The 21,333-nt window shown below is 42.4% G+C and carries 38 protein-coding genes and 1 pseudogene; all 39 read left to right on the forward strand.

Going from position 1 to position 21,333, the window contains the following annotated elements; genetic code table 11:
* Positions 1-27 precede the first annotated feature (27 nt).
* The 39 genes and pseudogenes from ACP7A0_RS17710 (at position 28) to ACP7A0_RS17900 (ending at position 21,241) form a co-directional block, all read left to right on the forward strand.
* Positions 28-987 carry an alpha/beta fold hydrolase gene (locus ACP7A0_RS17710; protein ID WP_106039695.1) on the forward strand — a complete coding sequence of 320 codons (960 nt, stop codon included), beginning with the start codon at positions 28-30 and terminating at the stop codon, positions 985-987.
* Positions 988-1,205: 218 nt separating this feature from the next.
* Positions 1,206-1,514 carry a 30S ribosomal protein S10 gene (rpsJ, locus tag ACP7A0_RS17715; protein WP_003156464.1) on the forward strand — a complete coding sequence of 103 codons (309 nt, stop codon included), beginning with the start codon at positions 1,206-1,208 and terminating at the stop codon, positions 1,512-1,514.
* A 37-nt stretch (positions 1,515-1,551) separates the two neighbouring features.
* Positions 1,552-2,181 carry a 50S ribosomal protein L3 gene (gene rplC / locus ACP7A0_RS17720; RefSeq protein ID WP_012008703.1) on the forward strand — a complete coding sequence of 210 codons (630 nt, stop codon included), beginning with the start codon at positions 1,552-1,554 and terminating at the stop codon, positions 2,179-2,181.
* 27 nt (positions 2,182-2,208) lie between these two features.
* On the forward strand, positions 2,209-2,832 hold the full coding sequence (gene rplD / locus ACP7A0_RS17725; protein WP_007496312.1) for a 50S ribosomal protein L4: 624 nt from the start codon (positions 2,209-2,211) through the stop codon (positions 2,830-2,832).
* Positions 2,832-3,119, forward strand: coding sequence for a 50S ribosomal protein L23 (gene rplW / locus ACP7A0_RS17730; protein WP_003217016.1), 288 nt, complete (start codon positions 2,832-2,834; stop codon positions 3,117-3,119). The genes rplD and rplW overlap by 1 nt, the downstream gene beginning before the upstream one ends.
* A 28-nt stretch (positions 3,120-3,147) precedes the next feature.
* Positions 3,148-3,981, forward strand: a complete 834-nt coding sequence (rplB, locus tag ACP7A0_RS17735; RefSeq protein ID WP_007496314.1) for a 50S ribosomal protein L2 — start codon at positions 3,148-3,150, stop codon at positions 3,979-3,981.
* 57 nt (positions 3,982-4,038) lie between these two features.
* Complete coding sequence (gene rpsS, locus ACP7A0_RS17740; RefSeq protein ID WP_003216920.1) at positions 4,039-4,317, forward strand: 30S ribosomal protein S19; 279 nt, start codon at positions 4,039-4,041, stop codon at positions 4,315-4,317.
* Positions 4,318-4,334: 17 nt separating this feature from the next.
* Positions 4,335-4,676, forward strand: a complete 342-nt coding sequence (gene rplV, locus ACP7A0_RS17745) for a 50S ribosomal protein L22 (protein WP_007496316.1) — start codon at positions 4,335-4,337, stop codon at positions 4,674-4,676.
* A gap of 3 nt (positions 4,677-4,679) precedes the next feature.
* Positions 4,680-5,336: a 30S ribosomal protein S3 gene (rpsC, locus tag ACP7A0_RS17750; protein ID WP_003217241.1), complete on the forward strand. Its 657-nt coding sequence runs from the start codon at positions 4,680-4,682 to the stop codon at positions 5,334-5,336.
* 1 nt (position 5,337) lies between these two features.
* Complete coding sequence (rplP, locus tag ACP7A0_RS17755; RefSeq protein WP_003156478.1) at positions 5,338-5,772, forward strand: 50S ribosomal protein L16; 435 nt, start codon at positions 5,338-5,340, stop codon at positions 5,770-5,772.
* Positions 5,762-5,962 carry a 50S ribosomal protein L29 gene (gene rpmC, locus ACP7A0_RS17760; protein WP_003217155.1) on the forward strand — a complete coding sequence of 67 codons (201 nt, stop codon included), beginning with the start codon at positions 5,762-5,764 and terminating at the stop codon, positions 5,960-5,962. Before rplP ends, rpmC begins: the two co-directional genes overlap by 11 nt.
* 25 nt (positions 5,963-5,987) lie before the next feature.
* Positions 5,988-6,251 carry a 30S ribosomal protein S17 gene (rpsQ, locus tag ACP7A0_RS17765; protein ID WP_003216906.1) on the forward strand — a complete coding sequence of 88 codons (264 nt, stop codon included), beginning with the start codon at positions 5,988-5,990 and terminating at the stop codon, positions 6,249-6,251.
* A 39-nt stretch (positions 6,252-6,290) separates the two neighbouring features.
* Positions 6,291-6,659 carry a 50S ribosomal protein L14 gene (gene rplN / locus ACP7A0_RS17770; protein WP_003216882.1) on the forward strand — a complete coding sequence of 123 codons (369 nt, stop codon included), beginning with the start codon at positions 6,291-6,293 and terminating at the stop codon, positions 6,657-6,659.
* A 35-nt stretch (positions 6,660-6,694) separates the two neighbouring features.
* Positions 6,695-7,006, forward strand: a complete 312-nt coding sequence (rplX, locus tag ACP7A0_RS17775; protein ID WP_003217151.1) for a 50S ribosomal protein L24 — start codon at positions 6,695-6,697, stop codon at positions 7,004-7,006.
* A gap of 25 nt (positions 7,007-7,031) precedes the next feature.
* Positions 7,032-7,571, forward strand: coding sequence for a 50S ribosomal protein L5 (rplE, locus tag ACP7A0_RS17780; protein WP_003217159.1), 540 nt, complete (start codon positions 7,032-7,034; stop codon positions 7,569-7,571).
* A gap of 22 nt (positions 7,572-7,593) precedes the next feature.
* Positions 7,594-7,779 carry a 30S ribosomal protein S14 gene (gene rpsN / locus ACP7A0_RS17785; RefSeq protein ID WP_008356542.1) on the forward strand — a complete coding sequence of 62 codons (186 nt, stop codon included), beginning with the start codon at positions 7,594-7,596 and terminating at the stop codon, positions 7,777-7,779.
* Positions 7,780-7,810: 31 nt separating this feature from the next.
* Positions 7,811-8,209 carry a 30S ribosomal protein S8 gene (gene rpsH, locus ACP7A0_RS17790; protein WP_003217040.1) on the forward strand — a complete coding sequence of 133 codons (399 nt, stop codon included), beginning with the start codon at positions 7,811-7,813 and terminating at the stop codon, positions 8,207-8,209.
* Positions 8,210-8,240: 31 nt separating this feature from the next.
* Positions 8,241-8,777: a 50S ribosomal protein L6 gene (rplF, locus tag ACP7A0_RS17795; protein ID WP_003217186.1), complete on the forward strand. Its 537-nt coding sequence runs from the start codon at positions 8,241-8,243 to the stop codon at positions 8,775-8,777.
* A 32-nt stretch (positions 8,778-8,809) separates the two neighbouring features.
* A complete protein-coding gene (rplR, locus tag ACP7A0_RS17800) occupies positions 8,810-9,172 on the forward strand; it encodes a 50S ribosomal protein L18 (RefSeq protein ID WP_003216951.1) in 363 nt (120 codons plus the stop codon).
* 24 nt (positions 9,173-9,196) lie between these two features.
* Positions 9,197-9,697 (forward strand): 30S ribosomal protein S5, encoded by a 501-nt coding sequence (gene rpsE, locus ACP7A0_RS17805; RefSeq protein ID WP_003217179.1) that lies wholly within the window; start codon positions 9,197-9,199, stop codon positions 9,695-9,697.
* A gap of 13 nt (positions 9,698-9,710) precedes the next feature.
* Positions 9,711-9,893: a 50S ribosomal protein L30 gene (gene rpmD, locus ACP7A0_RS17810; protein WP_003217067.1), complete on the forward strand. Its 183-nt coding sequence runs from the start codon at positions 9,711-9,713 to the stop codon at positions 9,891-9,893.
* A gap of 30 nt (positions 9,894-9,923) precedes the next feature.
* On the forward strand, positions 9,924-10,364 hold the full coding sequence (gene rplO, locus ACP7A0_RS17815; RefSeq protein ID WP_003216888.1) for a 50S ribosomal protein L15: 441 nt from the start codon (positions 9,924-9,926) through the stop codon (positions 10,362-10,364).
* A 1-nt stretch (position 10,365) separates the two neighbouring features.
* Positions 10,366-11,658, forward strand: a complete 1,293-nt coding sequence (secY, locus tag ACP7A0_RS17820) for a preprotein translocase subunit SecY (RefSeq protein WP_012008710.1) — start codon at positions 10,366-10,368, stop codon at positions 11,656-11,658.
* A gap of 55 nt (positions 11,659-11,713) precedes the next feature.
* Positions 11,714-12,367: an adenylate kinase gene (locus ACP7A0_RS17825; RefSeq protein WP_034665602.1), complete on the forward strand. Its 654-nt coding sequence runs from the start codon at positions 11,714-11,716 to the stop codon at positions 12,365-12,367.
* Positions 12,364-13,110 (forward strand): type I methionyl aminopeptidase, encoded by a 747-nt coding sequence (gene map, locus ACP7A0_RS17830; protein ID WP_375566763.1) that lies wholly within the window; start codon positions 12,364-12,366, stop codon positions 13,108-13,110. Before ACP7A0_RS17825 ends, map begins: the two co-directional genes overlap by 4 nt.
* A gap of 27 nt (positions 13,111-13,137) precedes the next feature.
* Positions 13,138-13,445: pseudogene (locus ACP7A0_RS17835) on the forward strand (KOW domain-containing RNA-binding protein).
* Positions 13,423-13,641, forward strand: a complete 219-nt coding sequence (infA, locus tag ACP7A0_RS17840) for a translation initiation factor IF-1 (RefSeq protein WP_003217190.1) — start codon at positions 13,423-13,425, stop codon at positions 13,639-13,641. Before ACP7A0_RS17835 ends, infA begins: the two are co-directional and overlap by 23 nt.
* Before the next feature lie 31 nt (positions 13,642-13,672).
* Positions 13,673-13,786, forward strand: a complete 114-nt coding sequence (gene rpmJ, locus ACP7A0_RS17845; RefSeq protein WP_003156543.1) for a 50S ribosomal protein L36 — start codon at positions 13,673-13,675, stop codon at positions 13,784-13,786.
* A 21-nt stretch (positions 13,787-13,807) separates the two neighbouring features.
* A complete protein-coding gene (rpsM, locus tag ACP7A0_RS17850; protein ID WP_003217023.1) occupies positions 13,808-14,173 on the forward strand; it encodes a 30S ribosomal protein S13 in 366 nt (121 codons plus the stop codon).
* Positions 14,174-14,193: 20 nt separating this feature from the next.
* Positions 14,194-14,589, forward strand: a complete 396-nt coding sequence (gene rpsK, locus ACP7A0_RS17855) for a 30S ribosomal protein S11 (RefSeq protein ID WP_003217231.1) — start codon at positions 14,194-14,196, stop codon at positions 14,587-14,589.
* A 175-nt stretch (positions 14,590-14,764) separates the two neighbouring features.
* Entirely contained in the window at positions 14,765-15,709 is a 945-nt protein-coding gene (locus tag ACP7A0_RS17860) for a DNA-directed RNA polymerase subunit alpha (RefSeq protein WP_003217009.1), read from the forward strand.
* Positions 15,710-15,785: 76 nt separating this feature from the next.
* A complete protein-coding gene (rplQ, locus tag ACP7A0_RS17865) occupies positions 15,786-16,148 on the forward strand; it encodes a 50S ribosomal protein L17 (RefSeq protein WP_003216944.1) in 363 nt (120 codons plus the stop codon).
* A 124-nt stretch (positions 16,149-16,272) separates the two neighbouring features.
* Positions 16,273-17,115 carry an energy-coupling factor ABC transporter ATP-binding protein gene (locus ACP7A0_RS17870; protein WP_106039696.1) on the forward strand — a complete coding sequence of 281 codons (843 nt, stop codon included), beginning with the start codon at positions 16,273-16,275 and terminating at the stop codon, positions 17,113-17,115.
* Positions 17,091-17,960, forward strand: a complete 870-nt coding sequence (locus ACP7A0_RS17875; RefSeq protein ID WP_044139648.1) for an energy-coupling factor ABC transporter ATP-binding protein — start codon at positions 17,091-17,093, stop codon at positions 17,958-17,960. The genes ACP7A0_RS17870 and ACP7A0_RS17875 overlap by 25 nt, the downstream gene beginning before the upstream one ends.
* Entirely contained in the window at positions 17,957-18,754 is a 798-nt protein-coding gene (locus ACP7A0_RS17880) for an energy-coupling factor transporter transmembrane component T family protein (RefSeq protein WP_106039697.1), read from the forward strand. The genes ACP7A0_RS17875 and ACP7A0_RS17880 overlap by 4 nt, the downstream gene beginning before the upstream one ends.
* Before the next feature lie 11 nt (positions 18,755-18,765).
* On the forward strand, positions 18,766-19,509 hold the full coding sequence (truA, locus tag ACP7A0_RS17885) for a tRNA pseudouridine(38-40) synthase TruA (RefSeq protein ID WP_106061949.1): 744 nt from the start codon (positions 18,766-18,768) through the stop codon (positions 19,507-19,509).
* A 166-nt stretch (positions 19,510-19,675) separates the two neighbouring features.
* Complete coding sequence (rplM, locus tag ACP7A0_RS17890) at positions 19,676-20,113, forward strand: 50S ribosomal protein L13 (protein WP_003217042.1); 438 nt, start codon at positions 19,676-19,678, stop codon at positions 20,111-20,113.
* Between the two features lie 20 nt (positions 20,114-20,133).
* Positions 20,134-20,526, forward strand: coding sequence for a 30S ribosomal protein S9 (rpsI, locus tag ACP7A0_RS17895; RefSeq protein ID WP_003217273.1), 393 nt, complete (start codon positions 20,134-20,136; stop codon positions 20,524-20,526).
* 199 nt (positions 20,527-20,725) lie between these two features.
* Complete coding sequence (locus tag ACP7A0_RS17900) at positions 20,726-21,241, forward strand: GNAT family N-acetyltransferase (RefSeq protein WP_106031901.1); 516 nt, start codon at positions 20,726-20,728, stop codon at positions 21,239-21,241.
* Positions 21,242-21,333: the final 92 nt, after the last annotated feature.

The raw sequence follows: 21,333 nt of genomic DNA on the forward strand, positions 1-21,333 counted from the left end.
CTAATTGGAACCGAGAGGATCACTGGAATGGCGAAGATATATTTGAAGAAATGGTTAATCGGCGGGGTTGACCAATGGATTATGATCAAAGAAGATCACACAAATGAAGCGAAACCTGTTCTTTTATTTTTACACGGTGGGCCCGGCTCCGCTCAAATCAGCTATATCGACTCGTTTCATGAGGAACTTAATCAAGATTTTACAGTAGTTCATTGGGATCAGCGAGGCGCGGGACTTTCCTATCAAAAGAATCTCCCCGATACTTCCATGACCATTCAGCAATTTATTGAAGATACGATTGAACTGACAGAGAAAGTCCTTTCATATCTAGGTCAATCAAAATTGTACATCGCAGGATATTCATGGGGATCACTAATCGCCATACAAGCAGTACATAAGCGTCCAGATCTATATCATGCTTATTATGGAATTAGTCAGGTAGTAGATGTATTAAAAGAAGATATTATGTCGTACGAGCTCCTTTTGGAGAAATACCATCGGAATCGGTTGTTTACTTGGTGCCTGCGATTACTGACGCCTCCTCCGTGGAAACGAATATCAGCTCATGCTCTGTTCTCTCTATATAAAGAGCTCGGCAGCGTAGGTCTCACACATAGGTGGAGGCCGCTTATTCAAATGCTGCGCGGATTTCTTTTTAGTAAGGAATATCAGCTGAAAGATAAGTGGAAGTTCCTTAAAGGACAGAAGTTTAGTCAGGACATGCTATGGGATGAATTGATGAATGAGAGCATTGAATACCGAGTTTCTACTATATTAATACCTTGCTACTTTATCATTGGCGCATATGACATGATTACACCAGCTGCTGTATCAAAACCATATGTTGACCAATTAACAGCACCAATCAAAGAATGGTTCACCTTTAAAGAATCTGCACATTCCCCGCATCTAGAAGAACCAGAAGAATTTATCCGTACCATAAAAAAGACTGCTGTACATCATCTTCAGGGAAAGCTTGATTTATAGGCTGAACCCCTGTATAATATGAAAAGTGTGCAAATCATAAATTTATCCGATTTATTATTGCAACACGCAGGCCAATTTGGTACAATAGTGCATGTTGGTCTTTGACTGCGATGAAGTGAGAGGTTGCTGACACACCCGGCCGCTTTGCCATGGCAAGGTGATCAGGTTTTTCTCACGGAGAACTGTCTAACGTAAGTAGGCGAAAAGGAGGGAAAATAATGGCAAAACAAAAAATTCGTATTCGTTTAAAAGCATATGATCATAGAATTCTTGATCAATCTGCTGAGAAGATTGTTGAAACGGCTAAGCGTTCTGGTGCTAGTGTATCTGGTCCAATCCCGCTTCCAACTGAAAAATCAGTTTACACAATCCTTCGTGCGGTGCATAAGTACAAAGATTCTCGTGAGCAATTTGAGATGCGTACTCACAAACGTCTAATCGACATCGTGAATCCAACTCCACAAACAGTTGATGCACTTATGCGTTTAGATTTACCATCTGGTGTAGATATCGAAATCAAACTTTAATTCAAATAGAAAACACATATTATAGGAGGTGTGACTAATGACCAAAGGAATCTTAGGTAGAAAAATTGGTATGACGCAAGTATTCGCAGAAAACGGTGATCTTATCCCTGTAACTGTTGTTGAGGCTGCTGCTAACGTTGTTCTTCAAAAGAAGACTACTGACACGGATGGCTATGAAGCAATCCAAATCGGTTTTGACGACAAACGTGAAAAGCTTTCTAACAAACCAGAGAAGGGCCACGTTGCTAAAGCGGAAACTGCTCCTAAGCGCTTCGTAAAAGAATTACGCGGTGCGGAGTTAGATGCGTATGAAGTTGGTCAGGAAGTCAAAGTTGATATTTTCGCAAATGGAGATATCGTAGATGTAACAGGAACATCAAAAGGTAAAGGATTCCAAGGGGCTATCAAGCGCCACGGACAATCACGCGGACCAATGACTCACGGTTCACGTTACCACCGTCGTCCTGGTTCAATGGGACCTGTTGATCCAAACCGAGTATTCAAAGGTAAACTTCTTCCAGGTCGTATGGGCGGAGAGCAAATCACTGTCCAAAACCTTGAGATCGTTAAAGTTGATGCAGAACGCAATCTACTATTGATCAAAGGAAATGTACCAGGAGCTAAAAAATCTCTAGTAACTGTAAAGAGTGCAGTTAAATCTAAATAACTCTCTTAGGAAAGGAGGAAACAAGTCATGCCAAAAGTAGCATTATTTAACCAAAACGGTTCTACTAACGGTGAAATCGAATTAAACGCTTCTGTGTTTGGAATCGAGCCAAACGAAAGCGTAGTATTCGATGCTATTCTTATGCAAAGAGCTTCCTTACGTCAAGGAACTCATAAAGTAAAAACTCGTTCTGAAGTACGTGGCGGAGGTCGTAAGCCTTGGAGACAGAAGGGTACAGGTCGTGCTCGTCAAGGTTCTATTCGTTCACCACAATGGCGCGGAGGCGGTATCGTATTCGGTCCAACACCACGCAGTTATTCATATAAATTACCTAAAAAAGTTCGCCGCTTGGCTATCAAGTCAGTATTGTCTTCTAAAGTAATCGACAACAACATCATCGTTCTTGAAGATTTGACTCTTGATGCAGTGAAAACGAAAGAATTCGCAGGCATCCTTAAAGGATTATCTGTTGAGAAGAAAGCGTTGATCGTCACTGCGGATGCAAACGAAACAGTTGCTTTGTCTGCTCGTAACATCCCTGGAGTAACAGTTGTTGAAGCTAACGGTATCAACGTTCTTGACGTTGTCAACCACGACAAACTTCTGATCACTAAAGCAGCGGTTGAAAAAGTAGAGGAGGGACTTGCATAATGAAAGATCCTCGTGATGTTCTAAAGCGCCCTATCATTACTGAACGTTCTGCTGATCTAATGACAGAGAAGAAGTACACGTTCGAAGTTGATGTCAGAGCTAACAAAACAGAAGTGAAAGACGCTGTTGAAGAAATCTTTGGAGTGAAAGTTGAGAAAGTCAACGTTCAAAACTACAAAGGGAAATCTAAACGCGTTGGACGCTACACTGGTATGACTAGCCGTCGCAGAAAAGCGATCGTGAAATTAACTGCTGACAGCAAAGAAATCGAAATTTTTGAAGCGTAAATCTTAAAAAGAAGGAGGGAAATTCAAAATGGCGATTAAAAAGTATAAACCAACCAGTAATGGTCGTCGTGGCATGACTACTTCAGATTTTGCTGAAATCACGACTGACAAACCAGAAAAATCGTTGCTTGCACCGCTTCACAGAAAAGGCGGACGTAACAACCAAGGTAGATTGACTGTTCGTCATCAAGGTGGCGGTCATAAACGTCAATACCGTATCATCGACTTTAAGCGTGATAAAGACGGTATACCTGGACGCGTTGCTACAATCGAGTATGATCCAAACCGTTCAGCGAACATCGCTCTTGTAAACTATGCAGATGGTGAGAAACGTTACATTCTTGCTCCGAAAGGAATCCAAGTTGGTACTGAAGTTACTTCTGGACCAGAAGCTGACATCAAACCAGGTAATGCTCTTCCACTTATCAACATCCCAGTTGGTACAGTTGTGCATAACATTGAATTAAAACCAGGTAAAGGTGGACAATTAGTTCGTTCTGCTGGTACTTCTGCTCAAGTTCTTGGTAAAGAAGGTAAATACGTTCTTGTACGTTTGAACTCAGGAGAAGTTCGCATGATTCTTTCTGCTTGCCGTGCGACTATCGGTCAAGTTGGAAACGAGCAACACGAATTAATTAACATCGGTAAAGCTGGACGTTCTCGCTGGAAAGGCGTACGCCCAACAGTTCGTGGTTCTGTAATGAACCCTAACGATCACCCACACGGTGGTGGTGAAGGACGCGCTCCAATCGGACGTAAATCACCAATGTCTCCATGGGGTAAACCGACTCTTGGATTCAAGACTCGTAAGAAAACCAACAAGTCTGATAAATTCATTGTACGTCGTCGTAAAAACAAGTAACGGGGTTGTCTACGGTTCATTTAGGGCCGTAGTTCAATCACGAAGGGAGGTTCCACAATGGCTCGCAGCTTAAAAAAAGGACCATTTGTTGATGATCATTTGATGGCTAAAGTCGAGAAATTGAATGAAACTGACAAAAAGCAAGTCGTAAAAACTTGGTCTCGTCGTTCTACAATTTTCCCACAATTCATCGGTCACACAATCGCTGTCTATGACGGACGCAAACATGTACCTGTTTTCATTTCTGAAGATATGGTAGGTCACAAATTGGGCGAATTCGCACCAAGCCGTACTTACAAAGGTCATGCTAGTGACGATAAAAAAACAAGACGCTAATGAGAGGAGGCTTTTAAATGCAAGCTAAAGCTGTCGCAAGAACAGTCCGTATTGCTCCTCGTAAAGCACGTCTAGTAATGGACCTGATCCGAGGTAAGCAAGTAGGAGAAGCAGTTTCTATCTTAAACCTTACACCTAAGGCTGCTTCACCAATTATTGAAAAAGTATTAAAATCTGCTATCGCAAACGCTGAGCACAACTACGAGTTGGACGCTAACAGCCTAGTGATTACTCAAGCATTCGTTGACGAAGGTCCAACACTTAAGAGATTCCGTCCACGTGCTATGGGTCGTGCGAGCGCAATTAACAAACGTACTAGCCACATTACAATCGTTGTATCAGAAAAGAAGGAGGGATAATCCGTGGGTCAAAAGGTAAATCCAGTAGGTCTTCGTATTGGCGTCATTCGTGATTGGGAATCTAAATGGTTCGCAGGAAAAGATTACGCTGACTTCTTACATGAAGACTTGAAAATCCGTGAATTCATCAGCAAGCGTTTGTCTGACGCGTCTGTTTCTAAAGTAGAAATCGAACGTGCTGCAAACCGCGTAAATATCACAATCCACACGGCTAAACCAGGTATGGTAATTGGTAAAGGCGGATCTGAAGTTGAAGCACTTCGTAAAGCTCTTAACAGCCTAACTGGCAAACGTGTACACATCAACATTCTTGAAATCAAGAGAGCAGATCTTGATGCTCAGCTAGTTGCTGAAAACATCGCTCGTCAACTTGAAAATCGTATTTCATTCCGTCGTGCACAAAAACAAACAATCCAACGCACAATGCGTGCTGGAGCACAAGGAATCAAAACAATGGTTTCTGGTCGTCTTGGCGGTGCAGATATTGCTCGTTCTGAATATTACAGTGAAGGTACTGTTCCGTTGCACACACTTCGTGCTGACATCGACTATGCTACTGCTGAAGCTGACACTACTTATGGTAAGCTTGGCGTAAAAGTATGGATCTATCGTGGAGAAGTCCTTCCAACTAAGAAGAATACTGCGGAAGGAGGAAAATAATATGTTATTGCCAAAACGCGTGAAGTATCGCAGAGAACATCGTGGGAAAATGCGTGGTCGTGCAAAAGGTGGCACTGAAGTACATTTCGGTGAGTACGGTATCCAAGCTCTTGAAGCTTCTTGGATCACAAACCGTCAAATCGAAGCTGCTCGTATTGCTATGACTCGTTACATGAAACGTGGCGGTAAAGTTTGGATTAAAATTTTCCCTTCTAAGCCATACACAGCTAAACCTCTAGAAGTCCGCATGGGTTCCGGTAAAGGTGCTCCAGAAGGATGGGTAGCTGTAGTAAAACCGGGCAAAGTTTTATTTGAAATTTCTGGTGTGTCTGAAGAAGTTGCTCGTGAAGCTCTTCGTCTTGCATCTCACAAATTGCCAATTAAAACGAAGTTCGTAAAACGTGAAGAAATTGGTGGTGAATCAAATGAAAGCTAATGAAATTCGTGACCTTACCACTGCTGAAATTGAACAAAAAGTAAAGTCTCTTAAAGAAGAACTTTTCAATCTTCGTTTCCAATTAGCGACTGGGCAGCTTGAAAACACTGCTCGCATTCGTGAAGTGCGTAAATCAATCGCACGCATGAAAACTGTGATTCGTCAAAGAGAAATCGCTGCTAATAAATAATAATTAGAGGGGAGGCCCCGCAAACATGAGCGAACGTAACCAACGTAAAGTGTATCAAGGTCGTGTTGTTTCTGACAAAATGGATAAAACCATCACTGTTGTAGTTGAAACATACAAAAAACATTCACTTTATGGCAAACGTGTAAGATACTCTAAGAAGTTCAAAGCACATGATGAAAACAACCAAGCAAAAATCGGAGACATCGTAAAGGTCATGGAAACTCGTCCTTTATCTGCGACTAAACGCTTTCGTCTAGTTGAAGTTGTCGAAGAAGCCGTTATTATCTAATAAAGTTCGGATTTCTTTTTCCGAAAGGAGGTAACATTAATGATTCAACAGGAGACTCGTTTAAAAGTAGCTGACAACTCTGGCGCACGCGAAGTACTAACGATTAAAGTTCTTGGTGGCTCTGGACGTAAGACGGCTAACATCGGTGATGTCATTGTTTGTACGGTTAAACAAGCAACACCAGGAGGCGTTGTCAAAAAAGGTGAAGTTGTGAAAGCAGTTATCGTTCGTACAAAGAGCGGAGCTCGCAGAAACGATGGATCTTACATCAGTTTCGATGAAAATGCATGTGTCATTATCCGTGACGACAAGAGCCCGCGTGGAACTCGTATCTTCGGACCAGTAGCACGTGAACTTCGTGAAAACAACTATATGAAAATTGTTTCTCTAGCACCAGAAGTACTTTAATGAATACAATCCGCGACTCAAGGAGGTGCGATTAAATGCATGTTAAAAAGGGCGATAAAGTAGTGGTTATCTCTGGTAAAGATAAAGGTAAACAAGGAGTCATCCTTGCTGCTTTCCCTAAGAATGACCGTGTTTTAGTAGAAGGTATTAACCTTGTGAAAAAACACTCTAAACCAACCCAAGCTAACCCTCAGGGCGGAATTTCTGAACAAGAAGCGCCGATCCACGTATCAAACGTAATGCCGCTTGATCCTAAAACGGGTGAAGTGACACGTGTTGGGTATAAAGTTGAGGACGGAAAGAAAGTCCGTGTAGCGAAAAAATCTGGGCAAGTTCTAGATAAATAGTAAATAAGGAAGGGAGGTCTTTCTCATGAACCGCCTTAAAGAAAAGTATGTAAAAGAAATTACACCTGCATTAGTTTCTAAGTTTGAATACAAATCAGTAATGCAAGTGCCAAAAATCGAAAAAATCGTGATCAACATGGGTGTTGGTGACGCTGTTCAAAACGCTAAAGCAATCGATACTGCTGTTGAAGAATTAACGTTTATCGCTGGTCAAAAACCTGTCGTTACTCGTGCGAAGAAGTCTATTGCTGGATTCCGTCTACGTGAAGGAATGCCAATCGGTGCGAAAGTAACACTTCGCGGAGAGCGCATGTACGATTTCCTTGATAAACTTATTTCTGTATCTTTACCACGTGTACGTGACTTCCGCGGGATTTCTAAGAAATCTTTCGACGGTCGTGGAAACTACACGCTTGGTATTAAAGAACAGTTAATCTTCCCAGAAATTGATTACGATAAAGTAACAAAAGTCCGCGGTATGGATATCGTTATCGTTACGACTGCCAATACGGACGAAGAAGCACGTGAGTTATTAACTCAAGTAGGTATGCCGTTCCAGAAATAATCAATGAAAGGGAGGCGAAATCGTGGCTAAAAAGTCTATGATTGCGAAACAACAACGCAAACAAAAGTTTAAAGTTCAAGAGTATACGCGCTGCGAACGTTGTGGACGTCCACATTCAGTAATTCGCAAGTTTAAACTTTGCCGTATTTGTTTCCGCGAACTTGCATATAAAGGACAAATTCCTGGCGTTAAAAAAGCCAGCTGGTAATCCCCATAAATGGGAAGGAGGTTATTAAATAATGGTTATGACAGATCCGATTGCAGATTTGCTGACTCGTATTCGCAATGCGAACATGGTACGTCATGAGAAGCTAGAAGTACCGGCTTCAAAAATCAAAAGAGAAATTGCTGAAATCTTAAAGCGTGAAGGTTTTATCCGTGACGTTGAATATGTTGAAGACAGCAAACAAGGAATTATCCGTATGTTCCTTAAATATGGCCAAAACAACGAGCGTGTTATCACTGGTCTAAAAAGAATCAGTAAACCTGGTTTACGTGTATATGCGAAATCAAATGAAGTACCACGTGTACTTAACGGACTTGGAATCGCAATTATTTCTACATCACAAGGTGTTTTATCGGACAAAGAAGCCCGTGCTAAACAAGCTGGTGGAGAAGTACTTGCTTACGTATGGTAAAAAAAGTTTAAGATGAATGGAGGTGCTTGGTATGTCTCGTATAGGTAAAAAACTAATCGAGATCCCTTCAGGAGTTACTGTGACAAACAACGATAACACAGTGACAGTAAAGGGACCAAAAGGTGAACTAACTCGTACATTTCACCCTGATATGGAAATTAAAATTGAGGACAGCGTCTTAACTGTAAGCCGTCCGTCTGATCATAAAGAACACCGTGCTTTACATGGTACAACACGTAGCTTAATTGCAAACATGGTTGAAGGTGTATCTAAAGGTTTCGAAAGAGGTTTAGAACTTATCGGTGTCGGTTACCGTGCAGCTAAATCTGGAAACAAACTTGTTCTTAACGTTGGATACTCTCATCCAGTTGAAATCGTTCCTGAGGCTGGAGTTGAAGTCGAAGTTCCATCTCAAACGAAAGTAGTCATTAAAGGTATCGATAAAGAGCGTGTGGGAGCTCTAGCTTCTAACATCCGCGCTGTCCGTTCTCCAGAGCCTTACAAAGGTAAAGGAATTCGTTACGAAGGTGAATTCGTTCGCCGTAAAGAAGGAAAAACTGGTAAGTAAGATCGCTTAATGTGAAGAAAGGAGTGACTCGGATGATTACGAAAACTAGCAAAAACGCTACTCGTCTTAAAAGACACGCTCGTGTTCGTGCGAAACTTTCAGGTACTGCTGAAAGACCTCGCCTTAACGTTTTCCGTTCTAACAAGAACATCTACGCTCAAGTAATTGATGATGTTAACGGTGTAACACTTGTAAGTGCTTCTACTCTTGATAAAGAGTTAAAGATCGAGAATAGTTCTGACGCTGCAGCTGCTACTAAAGTTGGCGAACTTGTTGCAAAACGTGCTGTTGAAAAAGGAATCTCTAACGTGGTATTTGACCGCGGAGGATACTTATATCATGGACGTGTAAAAGCTCTAGCTGAAGCTGCTCGTGAGGCTGGACTTAAATTTTAATAAAAGAAGGAGGGACACATCCGAATGAGTCGTATTGACCAAAGCAAATTAGAGTTAGAAGAACGCTTAGTTACGGTTAACCGCGTAGCGAAAGTTGTTAAAGGTGGACGTCGTTTCCGTTTTGCAGCTTTAGTTGTTGTCGGTGACAAAAACGGTCATGTAGGTTTCGGTACTGGTAAAGCACAAGAAGTACCAGAAGCGATCCGCAAAGCTGTTGAAGATGCGAAAAAGAATTTAATTGAAGTACCAATGGTTGGAACTACAATTCCACATGAAATCATCGGTCGATTCGGTGCAGGAAACGTTCTATTGAAGCCTGCTTCAGAAGGTACAGGAGTTATCGCTGGAGGCCCAGTGCGTGCGGTTCTTGAGCTTGCTGGTCTAGCTGATATCCTTTCTAAATCTCTAGGTTCTAATACACCGATCAACATGATCCGCGCAACACTTCAGGGTTTAAGTGAACTTAAACGTGCTGAAGACGTTGCGAAGCTTCGTGGAAAATCTGTAGAAGACCTGTTAGGATAAGGAGGGAACATTAATGGCAAATAAATTAGAAATTACCCTCAAACGCAGTGTAATCGGTCGCCCAGAAGATCAGCGTGTCACTGTTCGTACTCTTGGTCTTAAGAAAACAAACCAAACAGTCGTACATGAAGACAATGCAGCGATCCGCGGCATGATTAACAAGGTGTCTCATTTAGTTTCTGTTAAAGAACAATAAAACATTTTTAATCGATAAGGAGGTGCCCAAATGAAACTTCATGAATTGAAGCCTTCAGAAGGTTCACGTAAAGTACGCAACCGTGTTGGTCGTGGTATTGGATCAGGTAACGGTAAAACTTCTGGTAAAGGTCATAAAGGTCAAAACGCTCGTTCTGGCGGCGGTGTACGCCCTGGTTTCGAAGGTGGTCAAATGCCTTTATTCCAACGTCTTCCAAAACGTGGTTTTACAAACATCAACCGTAAAGATTACGCGGTTATCAACTTAGACAGATTAAACAGTTTTGACGAAGGAACGGAAGTAACTCCTGAACTTCTTCTAGAGACTGGTGCAATAAGCAAGTTAAAAGCAGGAGTAAAAATTCTTGGCAACGGTAAATTAGAAAAAAAATTAACTGTAAAAGCCAATAAATTCTCTGCTTCTGCGAAAGAAGCTATTGAAGCTGCTGGCGGTACAGCCGAGGTGATCTAACTTGTTTAAGACAATCTCCAATTTTATGCGCGTGAAAGATATACGGAATAAGATTATATTCACTCTTTTAATGTTAATCGTCTTTCGTATAGGTGCTTTCATCCCTGTGCCTAATGTGAACGCCGAAGTTCTCCAGGCACAGGATCAAATGAGTGTTTTCGGGATCCTCAACACGTTTGGGGGCGGGGCACTTTTCCAATTCTCCATTCTTGCAATGGGGATTATGCCGTATATCACTGCTTCGATCATCATTCAGCTCTTGCAGATGGATGTTGTTCCGAAGTTCACTGAGTGGTCAAAGCAAGGAGAGGTTGGCCGCCGAAAATTAGCACAATTCACAAGGTATTTTACAATTGTTCTAGGTTTTATCCAGGCGTTAGGAATGTCATATGGATTCAACAATATGGCAGGAGGCATGCTGATTGAAAACCCAGGTGTTTCAACGTACCTCTTAATTGCGGTCGTACTCACTGCGGGAACAGCATTTTTAATGTGGCTAGGAGAGCAGATTACTGCTCACGGTGTTGGTAACGGTATTTCGATTATTATCTTTGCCGGTATCATCGCAGGTATCCCTCAAACATTAAAACAAGTGTACGCTCAGCAATTTGTGGGTGGAGATGGACAGCTGTTCATGCAAATCCTGAAAATAGCCCTTATTGTTATTGCTATCCTTGTCATTGTTATCGGTGTTATTTACATTCAAATGGCAGTGAGAAAGATTGCGATTCAATATTCAAAAGGAACTGGCCGTGCACAAATGTCTGCTAGTCAAGCAACGCACCTTCCATTGAAAGTGAATCCAGCAGGGGTGATTCCAGTCATCTTTGCCGTTTCTTTCATTATTACTCCGCAGACGGTTGCATCGTTCTTCGGAACCAATAATGTGACAACTTGGATAACCAACAACTTTGACTATACTAAGCCAATCGGTATGACGATTTATGTAGCACTGATTGTTGCTTTCACATATTTTTATGCCTTTGTCCAAGTGAATCCTGAACAAATGGCTGAAAATCTGCAAAAGCAGGGTGGCTATATCCCGGGAGTTCGTCCAGGGAAAATGACTCAAGATAGAATTACGAGCATTTTGTACCGACTCACGTTTGTGGGCGCCATTTTCTTAGCCGTGATTTCAATACTTCCTATCTTTTTCATTCAATTCGCTGGATTACCTTCCGCTGCACAAATTGGCGGCACAAGTCTTCTCATTGTTGTAGGTGTTGCACTTGAAACAATGAAACAGCTTGAAAGCCAATTAGTGAAACGAAACTACCGTGGATTTATGAAATAAAACAGAGGGCTGGGCTTCTGCCCAACCTCTCTAAGTAAGGAAGGGGAAATCCGAAATGAACTTAGTCTTAATGGGGCTTCCGGGTGCTGGTAAAGGCACTCAGGCAGAACGAATTGTTGATGATTATGGGATCCCTCATATCTCAACAGGAGATATGTTCCGCGCTGCTATGAAAGAGGAGACACAACTTGGGCTCGAAGCAAAATCCTTTATCGATAAAGGAGAGCTTGTTCCTGATGAGGTCACAATCGGTATTGTTAGAGAAAGACTTGGCAAAAATGATTGTGAACAAGGTTTTCTTCTGGACGGATTTCCGCGAACAGTCGCTCAGGCTGAAGCTTTAGAAGAAATTCTAAAGGACCTTGGCAGAACGATTGATTATGTCATTAATATTAAAGTCGATAAAGATGCTTTGATGGAGCGTCTGACTGGCCGAAGAATTTGCAAAAATTGCGGAGCGACATATCATTTAGTATTCAATCCACCTGCGAAAGAAAATGTTTGCGATAAGTGTGGAGGCGAGCTTTATCAACGTGCAGATGATAATGCAGAAACCGTTTCGACTAGACTTGAAGTAAACTTAAAGCAGACTGAACCTTTACTGAACTTCTATTCAGAAAAAGGATATCTTGCAAACATTGATGGTGCGAAGCACATTAACGATGTATATGCAGATATCAAGAACCTGCTTGGGGGATTAAATAAATGATTATCTGTAAAACTCCTCGCGAGCTTGAGATTATGAGAGAAGCTGGACGCATTGTCGCACTGACTCATGAAGAGCTGAAGAAACACATAAAACCAGGTATTTCGACAAAAGAATTGGATCAAATTGCCGAACGTTTTATTACAAAGCAGGGTGCAATCCCATCTTTTAAAGGGTATAATGGTTTTCGCGGGAGCATTTGCGTTTCGGTGAATGAAGAACTCGTTCACGGTATTCCTGGTAAACGGGTTTTACGTGATGGCGACATCATTAGTATCGATATTGGCGCAAAGTTAAATGGCTATCATGGTGACTCTGCTTGGACTTATCCAGTTGGGGTAATCAGTGATGAAGACCGCAGACTACTGGAAGTCACAGAGGAATCTCTATATAAAGGCTTACAGGAAGCAAAGCCAGGCGAACGTCTGTCGAACATTTCCCATGCCATACAAACGTATGTAGAAAACGAGAATTTCTCAGTTGTTAGAGAATATGTTGGACATGGGGTCGGACAGGATCTTCATGAGGACCCTCAAATTCCTCATTATGGTCCGCCCAACAAAGGCCCGCGGCTAAAACTTGGAATGGTGTTGGCCATCGAACCGATGGTGAACGCAGGCAGCCGATATGTGAAAACATTGGCTGATAACTGGACGGTTGTAACGGTTGATGGGAAAAAGTGTGCTCACTTTGAGCATACGATTGCGATTACAGATACAGGTTTTGATATACTGACTAAGATTTAGGTCTTCACTGAAGCCTTTCAGGCCCAAATCGGGCAGGTTGTCTGTATAGTCCAAAGGAAAGAACAAGATCAGTATACAGGTGTCATCGGCATGTTCGGTGGCTGCCATGTACTAATCGCAGACGGAGAAAAGCGTAAATTTCATTCTCCTAAGAAAAAATATCAATCATATAACCTTTTATGGTTGCGTATCTCCGGAAGTTCAGAACAGTATATTCAAAACAGGTCGGGTGATAGATGGACAATTGAGATGATCTCATTTGGACATTTGTCAGAGAGCAAGTTACTGATTTGAAGAAGGGAGAACACTTGAATGGCGAAAGACGATGTAATTGAAGTGGAAGGTACTGTAGCAGAAACTTTGCCAAATGCAATGTTCAAAGTTGAACTAGAGAATGGTCATACAGTTTTGGCTCATGTATCAGGAAAAATCCGTATGCACTTCATTCGCATTTTACCTGGAGACAAAGTTACGGTAGAATTATCTCCATATGACTTAACTCGTGGTAGAATTACGTACCGTTACAAATAAAGCAACTCCGGAAGAAGGAGGTTGGAAACACATGAAAGTGAGACCATCTGTTAAACCTATCTGTGAAAAATGTAAAGTGATTCGCAGAAAAGGAAAAGTAATGGTGATCTGTGAAAACCCAAAACATAAACAAAAACAAGGCTAATAACAAGGAGGTGCCCAAATCATGGCTCGTATTGCTGGTGTAGATATTCCACGTGATAAACGTGTTGTCATTTCTTTAACATATGTTTTTGGAATTGGTCGTACGACTGCGCAACAAGTCCTTAAAGAAGCAGGTGTTTCTGAAGACACTCGCGTTCGCGATCTAACTGAAGACGAACTTGGTAAAATCCGTGATATCATTGACAAACTTAAAGTAGAAGGTGACCTTCGTCGTGAAGTTTCACTTAACATTAAGCGTCTAATTGAAATCGGAAGCTACCGCGGAATCCGTCATCGTAGAGGACTTCCTGTTCGTGGACAAAACACAAAAAACAACGCGCGTACTCGTAAAGGTCCGCGTCGTACTGTAGCTAACAAGAAAAAATAAGTAAAGGAGGTAGTTAAAGAATGGCTGCTGCTCGTAAACAAAATACGCGTAAACGTCGCGTGAAAAAGAATATTGAAGCTGGAATCGCTCATATCCGTTCCACTTTCAACAACACGATTGTAACGATTACTGATGTTCATGGAAACGCAATTTCTTGGTCAAGTGCTGGTGCATTAGGATTCAGAGGTTCTCGTAAATCTACTCCTTTCGCTGCACAAATGGCTGCTGAAACTGCGGCTAAAGGTTCTATCGAACATGGTCTTAAAACACTTGAAGTAACTGTTAAAGGTCCTGGTTCTGGTCGTGAAGCTGCAATTCGTGCGCTTCAAGCTGCAGGTCTTGAAGTTACTGCAATCAGAGACGTAACTCCAGTTCCTCATAACGGATGCCGTCCACCAAAACGTCGCCGCGTGTAATTTGTTTGTATAGATTTTGTGTCCCTGTCAATAATGGGTTATGATACAGTTATTTATGAGACGAATACACGACTCGTTGCCTGAGCACATACGGGACTAAACAATGAGGAATTTCGGATGGAATCTCATATGATTCTATTCGAGGTTTCGACGTTTTGAAGGAGGGTTTTATTAGATGATCGAAATTGAAAAACCAAAAATCGAAACGGTTGAAATCAGCGACGATGCCAAGTATGGCAAGTTTGTCGTAGAGCCACTTGAGCGTGGATATGGTACCACTTTAGGGAACTCCCTTCGTCGTATCCTTTTATCCTCACTTCCTGGTGCAGCTGTAACATCGATCCAGATAGATGGTGTCTTACACGAATTCTCAACGATCGAAGGCGTGGTTGAAGATGTTACAACGATTATCTTAAACATTAAAAAGCTTGCACTCAAAATCTACTCTGAAGAAGAGAAGACGCTTGAAATTGATGTACAAGATGAAGGTACTGTAACAGCTGCTGATATTACACACGACAGCGATATTGAAATCTTAAATCCAGATCTTCACATCGCAACTCTTGGCAAGAATGCGAGCTTCCGTGTTCGCTTAACTGCACAAAGAGGTCGCGGGTATAATCCTGCTGATGCAAACAAAAGAGACGATCAGCCAATCGGTGTGATTCCGATCGACTCAATCTATACACCTGTATCTCGTGTGACTTATCAAGTGGAGAACACCCGTGTCGGGCAAATCACAAACTATGATAAATTAACACTAGATGTATGGACTGATGGAAGCACAGGACCGAAAGAAGCGATCGCTCTAGGTTCTAAGATTTTAACTGAACACCTGAATATTTTCGTTGGGTTAACTGACGAAGCTCAGCATGCTGAAATCATGGTTGAGAAAGAAGAAGACCAAAAAGAAAAAGTGCTTGAAATGACAATTGAAGAGCTTGATCTTTCTGTTCGTTCTTACAACTGTTTGAAGCGTGCGGGTATTAACACTGTTCAAGAGCTTGCTAACAAGACAGAAGAGGATATGATGAAAGTTCGTAACCTTGGACGTAAATCTCTTGAAGAAGTGAAAGCGAAACTAGAAGAACTTGGACTGGGTCTTCGTAAAGACGATTGACTAGTTTCATTGTGAACTAGGATTTTCGTGTGTTTTTTATTCATACAGCATTCTCTAACTAAGGAGGGGACATCACATGGCATACAGAAAGCTAGGACGCACTAGTGCACAACGTAAAGCAATGCTTCGTGACCTAACGACTGATTTGATCATCAACGAACGCATCGAAACAACTGAAACACGTGCGAAAGAACTTCGCTCTGTAGTTGAAAAAATGATCACTCTTGGCAAACGCGGAGATCTTCATGCTCGCCGTCAAGCTGCAGCTTACATTCGTAATGAAGTAGCTAACGCTGAAACAAACCAAGATGCACTTCAAAAATTATTCGCTGACGTTGCAACTCGCTACGAAGATCGCCAAGGTGGATACACTCGTATCATGAAGCTTGGACCTCGTCGCGGCGATGGCGCACCAATGGCTGTCATTGAATTAGTTTAATCACATAGCGTGTATCTAAGAAAGGGCGGGACAGTTCATAACTGGATCTATGCCCTTTTTTAGATACTACGGCTTTTTAACAATAAGCAAAGAAGAGGTTGAGCTGAGAGGAGGTCCGGTAGAGATGGGGAAGACATTAGTTGACGTAAAGGACATTGTATTTCGTTATCACAAGGATGCGGACAAGCCCGCTTTAGATCAAGTGTCATTGCATGTGAATCAAAATGAATGGCTCGCCATTGTTGGTCATAACGGTTCAGGTAAATCCACACTTGCCCGTGTACTGAATGGGCTCATTTTACCGGATGCTGGAACGGTCAAGGTTGGAGAGATTGAGCTGAAAGAAGAGAGTGTCTGGGATATTCGCAAAAAGGTCGGAATGGTCTTTCAAAACCCAGATAACCAATTCGTTGGCTCAACGGTTCGTGATGATGTGGCTTTTGGTTTAGAAAATAACGGGATTGAGCGGGAATTGATGATAGAACGTGTAGATTGGGCTGTCAAACAGGTCAATATGCAGGAGTTTCTTGATCAAGAGCCGCACCATCTATCAGGCGGGCAAAAGCAGAGAGTCGCCATTGCAGGTGTACTTGCCGCAAGCCCTGACATCATGATCTTAGATGAAGCAACATCGATGCTTGATCCGATTGGCCGTGAAGAAGTGTTAGAGACTGTTAGACTACTGAAGGAACAAGGAACGGTCACAGTCATTTCCATCACACATGATTTAGACGAGGCCGCCAAGGCAGACCGGGTCATTGTCATGAATGGCGGGAAAAAATTTGCCGAGGGAACCCCAGAGGAAGTATTTGAACTAGACGAACAGCTGGTTCAGATTGGACTTGATCTGCCATTCTCCTATCGGTTGAGCAAACAATTGAAGCAGCAAGGTGTACCGCTTGCAAATGCCCATTTGACACAAGAAGGATTGGTGAAAGAGCTATGGACATTACGATCAAAGAATTAGAGCATCGTTATCAAATGAAAACGCCGTTTGAGCGTCTCGCTTTGTATGATGTCAATGCTTCCATCCAAGAGGGTAGCTATGTCGCTGTCATTGGTCATACGGGCTCTGGCAAGTCTACATTGCTGCAGCATTTAAATGGCTTGCTCAAACCAACGAAGGGGAGCATTGCGCTTGGAGATACCGTCTTACAAGCCAATAAAAAGCAGAAGGATTTAAAGTCCCTCCGGAAAAAAGTAGGCATCGTGTTTCAGTTTCCTGAGCATCAGCTCTTTGAAGAAACGATCCTTAAGGATATCTGCTTTGGTCCGATGAATTTCGGTGTTCCTCAGGAAAAGGCAGAAGCAAAGGCGAAGGAAATGCTGAAGCTAGTCGGTCTTCCTGAATCCCTATTATCTCGATCTCCCTTTGAACTAAGCGGCGGTCAAATGAGACGTGTGGCGATTGCAGGTGTTCTAGCGATGGAGCCAGAAGTGCTTGTGCTGGATGAGCCGACTGCAGGGTTAGATCCACGCGGACGGAAGGAAATCATGGACATGTTCTATGAGCTTCATCAAAAGGCAAACCTTACCACGATTCTGGTTACACACAGTATGGAGGACGCCGCTCATTATGCGGATCAAATGATTGTGATGCATAAAGGAACGGTAAAGGCGACAGGTACGCCGAGAGAATTGTTTGCCAATCGTACAGACATGTCTTCGTTTGGTCTCGACCTCCCAGAAACGATTAAATTCCAGCAGACTGTAGAAGAAAAGCTGGGTATTACGTTTCCAAGGCCGCTTCTGACCATGGATGAAATGGCAGAAGCCTTAACAGCTCTTTATCAGGAGGACACGACATCATGATGGATAGTATGATTATCGGCAAATATGTGCCAGGTTCATCCTTTGTCCATCGTCTTGATCCAAGGACAAAGCTGTTATCAATTTTCTTTTTTGTCTTTATTGTCTTTTTTGCTAATAATTACATCACTTACGGGCTTTTAGGTGTCTTTACCCTCCTTGTGGTGATGGTTTCTCAGGTGCCGCTATACTTTATTCTCAAGGGAATGAAGCCGATCCTATGGATTGTCCTGTTTACCTTCATTCTGCATATCTTCATGACAAAGGATGGCGCCTTGCTATTTCACTTTGGTTTTTTAAATATTTATGAAGAAGGTCTAAAGCAGGGGATTTTCATTTCACTCCGTTTTGTCTATCTCATCATGATGACGACACTTCTGACGTTAACCACAACGCCTATAGAAGTGACAGACGGTATGGAAAAGCTGCTTCACCCATTCCGTAGAATCAAACTGCCCGTTCATGAGCTTGCTCTCATGATGTCCATCTCTCTTCGATTTATTCCAACCTTACTAGAAGAGACTGACAAAATCATGAAGGCACAAATGGCAAGAGGTGTTGATTTTACAAGCGGACCTCTTAAAGATCGCATGAAAGCCATCGTTCCCTTACTTGTCCCGCTTTTCGTCAGTGCATTTAAGCGTGCAGAGGAACTAGCGACTGCTATGGAAGCGAGAGGCTATCGCGGAGGGGAAGGACGGACGAAATACCGTCAGCTTGTCTGGGGCATGAAAGACACGTTCACGCTGCTCCTGTTCATCCTGTTAACAGCACTCCTTGTACTTCTGAGAAATTAGGTGATTCCTAGATGAAGGTCAAATGTACCGTATCCTATGATGGGACACATTTTAAAGGCTATCAGGTGCAGCCTGGGCAGCGGACAGTTCAGACGGAGATCGAGTCTGCTCTTGCAAAAATGCACAAACAGGATGAACTGGTTCCGATTGTGGCTTCTGGTCGGACGGACAGCGGCGTCCATGCGAAGGGGCAGGTCATTCATTTCGACACGCCGCTCTCGATTCCGATGGAAAGATGGCCTTTTGCCCTCAATAGTCTCCTGCCGGATGACATCACGGTTCTAAAGGCTGAGGAAGTGGATGAGTCGTTTCATGCACGTTTTAGTGTCGTTTCGAAGGAGTACCGTTATAAGGTCTCAACGGAAACGCACCAAAATGTGTTCACGAGACAGTATGCCTGCCACTTTCCTTACCGGTTGGATGCAGACAAAATGAGAGAAGCTGCTGGACACCTTATTGGCACACACGATTTCACAAGCTTTTGTGCAGCCAATACAGAGGTTCAGGACAAGGTGAGGGAGATTTACACCCTCGAGTGGAAAAACGTCTCAGACGGGCTTGAAATGCGCGTGAGAGGAAATGGCTTTTTATACAACATGGTGCGAATTATCGCTGGAACGTTACTTGAAGTCGGATCTGGTAAATTACACCCTGATGAGATAAAAGCCATGCTTGCCGCCCGAAATCGCGAAGCGGCAGGCAAGACTGCGCCTAGTCACGGACTGTATTTATGGGAAGTTTTCTATGACAACTAAACCAGGTGTAACATGTTCTTGACACAGGAAGCAGAAAGTTATAAGATATCATATGGTATGTATTTCAACCCCACAAATAAGCCCCGGAAGACTTATCTTGTGTTTTGAAATAGAACGTAGCATTTGATTCAAGGAAAAATTATTGATTTATTTAGGAGGGAAACTCATGCGTACAACACCAATGGCGAACGCAAGCACAATTGAGCGCAAATGGCTAGTTGTTGATGCGGCAGGCAAGACTCTAGGTCGTCTATCTACTGAAGTAGCATCACTTTTGCGCGGTAAGCACAAACCAACTTATACACCACACGTTGATACAGGTGATCATGTCATCATCATCAATGCTGAGAAAATCGAATTAACAGGTAAGAAATTGACGGACAAAATTTACTACCGTCACACAATGCACCCAGGTGGTTTGAAACAAAGAACTGCTCTTGAGATGCGTACAAACTACCCTGAAAAAATGTTGGAGCTTGCTATCAAAGGTATGCTTCCAAAGGGTCCATTAGGCCGTCAAATGTTCAAAAAATTAAATGTGTACCGTGGTTCTGAGCATCCACATCAAGCACAACAACCTGAAGTTTACGAACTTCGCGGTTAATTATAAGGGAGGTTAACAATTTGGCACAGGTTCAATATTACGGTACAGGTCGTCGTAAAAGTTCTGTAGCGCGCGTTCGCTTAGTTCCAGGTGAAGGCCGTATCGTCGTTAATAATCGTGAAATTACTGAATACATTCCATTCGCTGCTTTAATCGAAGACGTGAAACAACCTTTGAACATCACAGAAACAGCTAACAGCTACGATGTTCTTGTAACTGTTCACGGTGGTGGATTCTCTGGTCAAGCTGGAGCAATTCGTCACGGTATCTCTCGTGCTCTTCTAGAAGTAGATCCTGAGTACCGTACATCACTTAAACGTGCTGGACTTCTTACTCGTGACCCTCGTATGAAAGAGCGTAAGAAATACGGTCTTAAAGGCGCACGTAGAGCTCCTCAGTTCTCAAAACGTTAATCAATTTTATATTGTATGGACGTTTTACAAAGGTTTGTTACAGACAAACCATATATTAAAAGCATCAGCATCCTGCTGGTGCTTTTTTTTGTGCTTTTTATTTAATAAATAATGACTGGTCACTTCCTTTTGGATACGTATAAAATATGAGTATAGAAAGTTTTCTGTTTAAAAGAAGATTATTTATGGAGGTTGTCCTATGAATCTAACGACAGAAAGGTGTCTCATTCGACCATTTACTGATGATGATTGGCAGGATGTTTATGCATATACATCTGATCCGGCAGTGATGAAGTATATTCCGGAAGATGTATTTTCTAAAGAAGATGCGAAGGAATTTATCAAAAATAATCGTCATGAAAATGCTAAGTATGTCGCTGTCCTATTAAAAGAAGATCATACATGCATTGGGCATATCGCGTTTCATCCGTACTTTGGTGAGCACACATATGAAATTGGGTGGGTCTTCAATCCTGCATATCAAAACAAAGGCTATGCATCAGAAGCGGCTTATGCTGTACTACATTATGGCTTTCACACAATGAATTTACATCGAATCATTGCAACTTGTCAGCCTGAAAATGTGCCATCGTGGAGAGTGATGGAGAAAATGGGGATGAGAAGAGAAGGGTATTTTAAAAAGTGTATACCACAAGGAAATGAGTGGTGGGATGAATTTTACTATGCCATTTTACGAGAGGAATGGAAAACTTGATAAGTTTTCATGATATGAAGTGATTCGTCATTTCAAATATCTCTTGGCTTTCGCTATTGATATAATCAGATCAAATAAGCAGAAGAGGGGCG

It is taken from the genome of Bacillus sp. DWP3-1, from assembly GCF_049896565.1.
Taxonomy (GTDB): domain Bacteria; phylum Bacillota; class Bacilli; order Bacillales; family Bacillaceae; genus Bacillus.